The organism is Bacillus sp. OTU530 (genome assembly GCF_038440375.1).
Window position 1 is genome coordinate 46888 of record NZ_JASATP010000040.1, and the last position, 7709, is coordinate 54596.

Consider the following 7709-nt stretch of genomic DNA (forward strand, 5'->3'; position numbering starts at 1 on the left):
GAAAGAATGGGGAGCGTAAGGAAGCAGGAATTTCAACGCAAAATGCAAGAACGGCATATCGTCATGCTCTCGCTTGGAGGGGTCATTGGAACTGGATTGTTCCTAAGTTCGGGGTATACGATTCAACAGGCAGGCCCATTAGGTACAATTCTGTCTTACCTTGTTGGAGCAGTATTCGTATATCTCGTCATGCTCTGTTTAGGAGAACTATCCGTTCATATGCCGGAGACAGGTGCGTTCCATAGCTATGCAGCTAAATACATTGGACCAGGGACAGGTTATACCGTAGCTTGGCTGTACTGGCTCACCTGGACGGTTGCATTGGGTTCGGAATTTACGGCTGCAGGATTATTGATGCAGCGATGGTTTCCATCCATCAGTGTCTGGATTTGGAGTGCGTTATTTGCTGCTTTAATCTTTGGGTTAAATGTAGTGACTGTTAAATTTTTCGCAGAATCTGAATTCTGGTTTTCGTCGGTCAAGGTCATAGCTATTGTCATTTTTATTTTGTTAGGAGCGGGCACAATGGTAGGTGTGATTCCTATGACGAATTCACAACAAGCTCCATTTTTCTCTAACTTAACAAATGCAGGTCTCTTTCCCAATGGGGCTTTTGCCATTCTCATGACGATGCTTGCAGTTAATTTTGCATTTTCGGGAACAGAATTAATCGGCATTGCAGCTGGAGAAACGGTAGAACCAGACAAAACGATACCCAAGGCCATTCGTACAACCTTGTGGAGACTGATTTTCTTTTTTGTAGGTACCATAGTTGTTTTATCTGCGTTATTGCCCATGTCGGATGCGGGAGTTTTAAAGAGTCCCTTCGTCGCTGTCCTTGAGCGAATTGGAGTTCCCTATGCAGCGGATATCATGAACTTTGTGATCTTAACGGCTATTTTATCTGCCGCGAACTCCGGCCTATACGCGTCTTCTAGAATGCTTTGGTCACTTGCCGATAAGCAAATGATATGGCCAATTTTTTTGAAATTAACAAAACAAGGTGTACCAATTTATGCAGTTATTTTCAGTATGTTGGGCGGTGGTTTAGCTTTATTCTCCAGTATTGTTGCACCTGATACGGTTTATATCGTACTGGTATCCATTTCGGGTCTGGCAGTGGTGGTCGTTTGGATGAGCATTAGTCTTTCACAATATTTGTTTCGCAAACGCTATATACAAGAGGGTCATTCCGTAAAAGACCTAGTCTACCGAACGCCATTTTATCCACTGATACCAATTGCTTCGATTGTGCTATGTCTGGCTTCATGTATCGGGATTGCTTTTGATCCTACTCAGCGTATTGCACTCTATTGTGGAATTTCATTTATCTTGTTTTGCTATGGAAGCTATTATGTAACCCAAAAAGTTAAGAAAAGAGGGTTCGAGTATGTCGGTCAAAATCAATCCAATTGAAGCAATCCTACGTGATTATTCTATTATGATTCTGGATGGAGCACTTGCCACAGAGCTAGAGAAGCATGGATGTGACCTGAACGATCCGCTATGGTCAGCTCGTATATTGCTTGAGAACCCAGAAGTGATATATCAGGTTCATGCTGACTATTTTCGAGCGGGAGCGGATTGTGCGATAACGGCAAGTTATCAGGCTACATTTGATGGTTTTATCAAGCGTGGATTAAGCAAACAACAAGCAGTGGAAGTTATCAAAAATACGGTGGTGCTTGCTAAAAGAGCAAGAGATGACTTTTGGAAGGAAGAGATGCAGAGTATTAGACCGAAGCCATTGGTTGTTGCATCCGTTGGACCTTATGGAGCTTACCTAGCAGATGGTTCAGAGTATATAGGAAACTATGATGTAACCGATGAAGCTTTAGCTGATTTTCATCGTCCCAGAATGGCAGCATTGATTGACGCAGGTGCTGATTTATTAGCACTTGAAACCATTCCTTCTTTGAAGGAAGCTAAAGTACTGGATTCGCTTTTGAAAGATTACCCAGAGGTGTGTGCCTGGCTGTCTTTTTCTTTGAAAAATGAGCAAGCCATTAGTGATGGCACCTTGCTTGGGGAGTGCGCGAGAGTGTTTGAGAGCAGCAAACAGATTGCTGCCATTGGGCTCAATTGTGCACCATCATCAGTTGTTACGGAGGCCATAAAAGTGTTGAAGGCAAATACGCAAAAGCCGATTATTGTGTATCCAAACTCTGGTGAAATCTATGATTCAGAAACGAAAACTTGGTATGGCAAGGAAGCATGTAACGAGCTCGACCTTCAATCTGAAGAATGGTATCGAGTTGGAGCGCGTTTAATTGGAGGATGCTGCCGAACAACACCCCGTCTTATTGAACAAATCTCCCGGAAATGGAGGAATTTTGATAAAGTATCCTCATCGTCATGAGGAAGTAAATCAAGGAAGTTCTAACAACGAACCTACTTCTTTAAAAGAGGTGGGTTTATCTAACATTGTTGGTGCAAAAACCTCGAACATCTTGCAATAAATCTCTAACACCTGAACATACTGATACTATTACTCTAAAACAAGGGGCATGATCAGTCTGACATTATTTTGCTAACTGTAAGATGGTACCTACGGTACAGCCTCAGTTTTCGTGATTTGGTGGAAATGATGGAGGAACGAGGCTTATCCATCGCTCATACAACCATCATACGTTGGGTTCATCAATATGGTCCTGAACTAAATAAGAGAGTTCGCCGTCAACTTAAGAAAACAAACGATTCTTGGCGAGTAGATGAGACATATATCAAGGTAAAAGGTCAATGGATGTATTTATATCGTGCAGTTGATTCAGAAGGTAATACCATTGATTTTTATCTAAGTGAATCAAGAGATAAACAAGCAGCCAAGCGCCTTTTCAAGAAAGCCTTGGCTGCTTCTCATGTTTGTAAACCTCGTGTCATAACAGTGGACAAAACCCATCCTATCCTGTAACGATTCAAGAGTTAAAAGAAGAGAAGCGTATGCCTGAAGGTATACAAATAAGGCAAGTGAAATATCTCAATAACATTGTGGAACAGGATCATCGTTTTATCAAGAAGCGAGTTCGTTTGATGTTAGGATTGAAATTATTTTATACAGCTACTTACATACTGAGTAGCATAGAAGCGATGCATATGATCAAAAAGAAGCAGGTTCATCAAGGGGTGAAATCTACCCAAAATCGCAAAGAATTCATTGATAAGCTGTTCGGTATCGTATCATAATCCGTAAGTTAGTAGAAAATTCATATCCTACGTTTTTTATAAATTATCTTTGTACCAGCACCCATATATCAATATAACTCTTCGGCATATAAAGACAACTCTTGTTTTTAATGCATCTTCATAAAAAGCACGTCATCCTTTCTCATTAACGTAAAAGAATCGTAACGTGCTTTTCATTTTGAGTATAGTCTAAGCTTTTAAGTTGATGGATGTATGGGGCTACCACTAATTGAATTATCAATACGAATTGTTACAATTTAATCCTATATTCGACATATTAAGTGTGGTTAAAGAGAGTGTTAAAAATATGTAAATGGGGTCCCAAAATATATTCGTACATAAAACTGTTTGGATTTTTACCTATCAATATTAATTGAAAATTCGTTAAAATATGTATGTAAATCACCGTTTATAGCCTATTTCTGATCAAACCTTTTTATAAAGCTACAGTAGTATTATTCGTTCTTCATGTCGATGACAATTGAACAACGTTAATGCGAAATTTGTCGAAAAAAATTTTTTTTGATTTTAGTTTTCTATGCTATTCTTTTGTCTTTTATTCGCTTTCATTGCCTAGATCTCAGTTTTAATGATCTATTTAGATTTCCAGATGTTTCCGATATTGATTTACAACACCGGTTGACTCCCCCTAGGGAAGAATGTAAATTAATAACGGAACCGGTTCCCTAAAACTTTCTTAAGAAAATATAGGGATAGAAAAAATTTAATCCAAGTTTTTAGAAATCTATTTCTTTGATCAATGGTGCACCTAATTCAATGATTTGTTTTAGTTCATGTCTTTCTTGTCTAATGAGTAAGGTGGTTTTCCAGATGTGTGAAGCCATAATAAATAACTTTGTCCATCTGCTGCAATGATGACTAGTTCTGCAGCTCTCGAAAAATACATAGATGGTGTTGGTCAGTACTTTATTAGAACTCATTCCTTTAGTTAAGACATAAATGAAGAATGCTTGGAATTAACATCTAATGAAGGTTAAGAGGAGGAGAAAACTTATGAATATCAAAAAATTTATCGGAAAAACAACAGCATTAACCTTTACAACAGCATTAGTAATGAGCGGTGGAATTCAAGCTTTTGCTGCAGAAAAAGACAGTCGGGATTTTAACAAAAATTATGGAGTTTCCCATATTACACGTTATGACACGCTTAAAATACCTCAACAACAAAACAGTGATCAATTTAAAGTGCCACAATTCGATGCATCAACCATTAAAAACATCGCTTCGGCAAAAGGTTATGATAAATACGGCAATCTAATTGACTTAGACGTATGGGATAGCTGGCCATTGCAAAACGCTGATGGAACAATGGCAAATTATCATGGTTACCATGTTGTTTTTGCTTTAGCAGGAGACCCTAAAGACGCAAATGATACGTCTATTTACCTTTTCTATCAAAAAGTTGGCGATACTTCGATCGACAGCTGGAAAAACGCTGGAAGAGTGTTCAAGGATAGTGATAAATTCGTTCCAAACGATCCTTATCTTAAGTATCAAACACAAGAGTGGTCAGGTTCCGCAACTTTAACATCCGATGGAAAAGTTCGTTTATTTTACACAGATTTCTCAGGTACGCACTATGGTAAACAAACTTTAACAACGGCTCAAGTTAATTTATCTCAACCGGATTCTGATACGATTAAGGTTGATGGTGTAGAAGATCACAAATCTATCTTTGATGGTGACAGTAAAACATATCAAAATGTTCAACAATTTATCGATGAGGGGAACTATAGTTCAGGCGATAACCATACTTTAAGAGATCCTCATTATGTTGAAGACAATGGTCATAAATACCTTGTTTTTGAAGCTAATACAGGAACAGAAGATGGTTACCAAGGAGATGAATCTCTATTTAATAAAGCTTATTATGGCGGAAGTGAAGTCTTTTTCCAACAAGAAAAAAATAAGCTGTTACAAAGTCCTAAAAAACGTGACGCTTCCTTAGCTAATGGTGCACTAGGTATTGTTGAATTAAACGACGATTATACTTTGAAAAATGTAATGAAACCATTGATCACATCCAATACAGTAACAGATGAAATCGAACGTGCTAACGTATTTAAAAAGGATGGTAAATGGTACTTATTCACGGATTCACGAGGATCTAAAATGACCATTGACGGAATTGATAAAGAAGATATTTATATGTTAGGATACGTATCTGATTCTCTAACTGGACCATACAAACCACTAAACGGAAGTGGACTTGTATTACACCTTGATCTTGATCCTAGTGACGTCACATTTACGTACTCTCACTTTGCTGTACCGCAACCTGAAGGCAATAATGTGGTAATCACAAGTTATATGACAAATAGAGGTTTCTATGCAGACCGTCATTCTACTTTTGCGCCAAGCTTTTTGCTTAACATTAACGGATCAAAAACTTCCGTCGTAAAAGATAGTATCCTTGAACAAGGGCAGTTAACAGTTGGCGATAACAACAAATAATTTTTCACAGTTAAGATTGTCCCGGAAACTATAAAAAGCAAATTCGGGTGAAAGAAAATGCCGACAAAATATCGGCATTTTCTTTCTTTTTCAGCGAGATTTTTTGAAAAGTAATTTAATTTATCCATTCCTAAATCGCAGAAAAACTACTCCCACCACAATTAAAAGGGGATGAATCAAATTTGAAAAATAGAGTATTTAATAAAAAAGTCTATAAATGGATAGGTGTTTTTTTCATCATCTGCCTAGGAAGTATATTTCTTATACGATTATTGTTCCCTCCAATAGATAAGAAGATAAACCAAGCCGCTAATAAATCCCCTTTAACCTATCGTCCCGTCTATCATTTTAGTGCACCTGACAAATGGATAAACGATCCTCAAAGACCCGTCTTTTTCGATGGTAAGTACCATTATTATTACTTATATAATAAGGATTATCCAAACGGTAACGGTACAGAATGGCGGCAAGCGACATCTCAGGATTTGGTACACTGGAAAGATGAAGGGGTGGCAATTCCTAAATACACTACAAGAAATGGTGATCCATGGACTGGATCATTTATCGTAGATGATCAAAATACTGCAGGATTTGGAAAGGGAACCGTTATAGCGATTGTCACACAACCATCTACTGATGGTGGAAAACAAGAACAGTATTTATGGTACAGTACAGATCGTGGTAAAACATTCAAGTCATATAGTGACCATCCCATTCTTCCAAATCCAGGAGAAAAAGATTTTCGAGATCCAAAAATTATCTGGGATAGTCAAGCTAATAAGTGGATGATGGTTTTGGCAGAGGGAACGAAGATTGGTTTTTATGAATCCCGTAATCTAAAGGAGTGGCATTATACAGATGGGTTCTTCACGCAAGATATAGGTGTTATAGAATGTCCGGATCTTTTCAAGATACAGGCAAATGACGGGACATATAAGTGGGTTCTAGGGGCCAGTGCGAATGGAAAATCTATAGGTAAACCTAATACCTACGCATATTGGATCGGTAACTATAATGGAAAAGACTTTATCGCAGATTACAGTGAACCACAGTGGTTGGATTATGGCTTCGATTGGTATGGCGGCGTTACTTTTGAAGATGGTACAAGCAGCAATAAATTTGATAAACGTTACGCTTTGGCTTGGATGAATAATTGGGATTATCCGAACAATACACCAACATTGCAAGACGATTTTAACGGGGTTGATTCCATTGTTCGTCAAATTAAACTAAAAAAACAAAATAACGATGCATACATTCTTACTTCACAGCCTATTGAAGCATTGGATCAATTAACCTTCTCAACGAATTCTTTTAAACATATCGAGGTTAATGGTTCAAAAACCCTTAAGGTAAAAAGTGATGTTTATCAGCTTGATGCTGATATATCTTGGTCAGATGCCAAGAATGTAGGATTAAGAATTCGAGAGTCAACAGACAAAACACGTCATATTGATGTGGGCTTTTTTATACCAGATAACTTTTCTTATGTTAATAGAGTTTTTACAGACCAACCCGATAAGAGTAAAAAGTATGTTGAAAGTAAAGCCCCGTTTGATGCAAGCAAGAAGAAAGTTCATTTGAAAGTTCTTGTTGATAAAACAAGTATCGAAGTATTCATTGACGATGGTAATGTAACCCATTCGAATGAAGTCTTTCCTCATTTAAATGATAAAGGAATAACACTTTTTTCTGAAGGAGGCCCATCTACCTTTAAAAATGTTGTGATTAAGCACTTTCGTTCTATCCATTAGGCGGTTCTGGTGCAAATACTTGGGAGAGATATAAAGAGACGAGAAATTTCCTAGTGGGACTATTTTATGCTGGGAAGCCGAATAGTTGATGAACGAGGTTCACTTGGCTTCGGATAGATTTCTCCCCTTCGAGGGTTTGTCCTTTTTTGATCATATGCATAGCTTCTAAGCGAGGATCTAATACATGTATGAATTTAAACGTGAAGTTCAAAGAAAAAACAAAACTTTTAAAGTGTACATTAGTTTATTCCTCTTATCTGCGCTGATAAATCTATATAATTTCCTTATAGACTTTGA

4 protein-coding genes and 1 pseudogene are annotated in these 7709 nt (G+C 37.7%); all 5 read left to right on the forward strand.

All coding sequences use genetic code 11. The features are described from left to right. Positions 1-6 precede the first annotated feature (6 nt). The 5 genes and pseudogenes from mmuP (at position 7) to AAHB12_RS23030 (ending at position 7412) form a co-directional block, all read left to right on the forward strand. Positions 7-1416, forward strand: coding sequence for an S-methylmethionine permease (gene mmuP / locus AAHB12_RS23010; RefSeq protein ID WP_342047322.1), 1410 nt, complete (start codon positions 7-9; stop codon positions 1414-1416). After that, on the forward strand, positions 1391-2359 hold the full coding sequence (gene mmuM, locus AAHB12_RS23015; RefSeq protein WP_342047325.1) for a homocysteine S-methyltransferase: 969 nt from the start codon (positions 1391-1393) through the stop codon (positions 2357-2359). The genes mmuP and mmuM overlap by 26 nt, the downstream gene beginning before the upstream one ends. Before the next feature lie 162 nt (positions 2360-2521). Beyond that, positions 2522-3183 (forward strand): annotated as a pseudogene (locus tag AAHB12_RS23020) (IS6 family transposase). 1014 nt (positions 3184-4197) lie between these two features. Then, positions 4198-5658, forward strand: coding sequence for a glycoside hydrolase family 68 protein (locus AAHB12_RS23025; RefSeq protein WP_342047327.1), 1461 nt, complete (start codon positions 4198-4200; stop codon positions 5656-5658). Positions 5659-5840: 182 nt separating this feature from the next. Beyond that, entirely contained in the window at positions 5841-7412 is a 1572-nt protein-coding gene (locus AAHB12_RS23030; protein WP_342047329.1) for a glycoside hydrolase family 32 protein, read from the forward strand. Positions 7413-7709: the final 297 nt, after the last annotated feature.